The organism is Wolbachia endosymbiont of Drosophila barbarae, from assembly GCF_044752445.1.
GTDB lineage: Bacteria > Pseudomonadota > Alphaproteobacteria > Rickettsiales > Anaplasmataceae > Wolbachia > Wolbachia pipientis.
Map to the genome: position 1 here is coordinate 1 of NZ_JBIXJM010000013.1, position 1,366 is coordinate 1,366.

General features: G+C 28.4%; 3 protein-coding genes. 2 read left to right on the forward strand and 1 reads right to left on the reverse strand.

From position 1 onward, the window contains the following. On the forward strand, positions 1-186 hold a 186-nt coding region (locus tag ACIPNH_RS00160), incomplete at its 5' end, for an SRPBCC family protein (RefSeq protein ID WP_458695305.1). Positions 187-240: 54 nt separating this feature from the next. Then, positions 241-945 (forward strand): DsbA family protein, encoded by a 705-nt coding sequence (locus tag ACIPNH_RS00165; protein WP_400770772.1) that lies wholly within the window; start codon positions 241-243, stop codon positions 943-945. 28 nt (positions 946-973) lie between these two features. On the opposite strand, the gene ACIPNH_RS00170 is transcribed toward ACIPNH_RS00165, so the two are convergent. Further along, positions 974-1,252 (reverse strand): DUF2671 domain-containing protein, encoded by a 279-nt coding sequence (locus tag ACIPNH_RS00170; protein ID WP_006279425.1) that lies wholly within the window; start codon positions 1,250-1,252, stop codon positions 974-976. Positions 1,253-1,366: the final 114 nt, after the last annotated feature.

The following is a 1,366-nucleotide window of genomic DNA, read 5'->3' on the forward strand; positions in this document are numbered from 1 at the left end:
TACAATGAATGGCAATTCATTCCCATAGATGAAAATAAAACTATGGTAAAGTTTTATATAGAGTTTAAGTTTAAGTCCAACTCATTTTCCACTTTATTAAACTCAGTATATAAGTATACACAAAGTAAAATAATTGCTGCATTTAAAGATAGGGCTGAAAGCCTTGCTAAACAAAAGTTATCTTGACATTATTAATATAAATGTATAATTTTTTTTAGTAAGTTAAGTGTTTATATTGTAATGATTTTTAGACTATTGTTTTTATTAATTTTCATAAGTGTTAATTCTTATGCAGTTGTTAAGCAAGATTTATCCGATAACCAATACATTCAAAAAAAACCCAATGAAATAACATCAAATGAGCTATTATCGCCATTACCTAATGATAAATTATTAGGAGATCCAAAAGCACCAATTCTAATGATAGAATATGCTTCATTAACTTGTTATCACTGCTCTCTTTTTCATGGGAATGTTTTTCCTAAAATTAAAGAGAAATATATAGACACAGGTAAGATGTTATATATATTTCGTCATTTTCCTTTGGATTACAGAGGGCTAAAGGCTGCAATGCTAAGTCATTGCTACGAAAAACAAGAAGACTACTTTAATTTTAACAAAGCTGTTTTTAACTCAATAGATTCGTGGAATTACTACAATTTAAGTGATTTGACTTTACTACAAAGAATTGCTGCACTAAGCAACTTAAAGCAAGATGCATTTAACCAATGCATTAATGATAAGAAAATAATGGATAAAATCGTAAATGATAAATCACTGGCAATTAATAAACTTGGTATCACAGCCACTCCAATATTTTTCATCAAGCTTAACGATGATAAATCATATATAGAGCATAATAAAGTTAAACATGGAGGGTATAAAGAGCTGAAATATTTCACTAATGTGATAGATAAATTATATGGAAAAGCTATAGTGAAGTAATACCACTTAGCTTACCATATAAAAGACTCTATGCTGAGTCATTGTTTTTCACTACTGTTTGTTGTTTTTTACGCTCAAACTCTCTTTTTTTACTGTGCCAAGTGTAGTAATACATAGCGATTTTATTCTCTATTAATACTATTGTCCCATCATAAAACTGAACCATATCCATAACTTTTCTCTGAGCTTCATCAAAACGTTCTTTATACTTTTCACGATAAGCTGGATTATGTAGTAACATAACCCCTTCATTCTTGTTAGATTTTTTGTTTAACGTTTCAACTTCACCAGCAATAGTATAAGACATATAACCCCCTCTAATTGATTATAAAAATTGTATTTTAAAAAGAGAAATGCGCATAAACAATCCCTTTAATTCTAGCATAATAATCGACTGTTTATTATACTAGTTAACTATAGT

What these genes read in the sequence shown, in the direction of transcription:
- ACIPNH_RS00170 (WP_006279425.1), bottom strand. Translation starts at nt 1,252, where the DNA reads ATGTCTTATACTATTGCTGGTGAAGTTGAAACGTTAAACAAAAAATCT.
- ACIPNH_RS00165 (WP_400770772.1), top strand. Translation starts at nt 241, where the DNA reads ATGATTTTTAGACTATTGTTTTTATTAATTTTCATAAGTGTTAATTCT.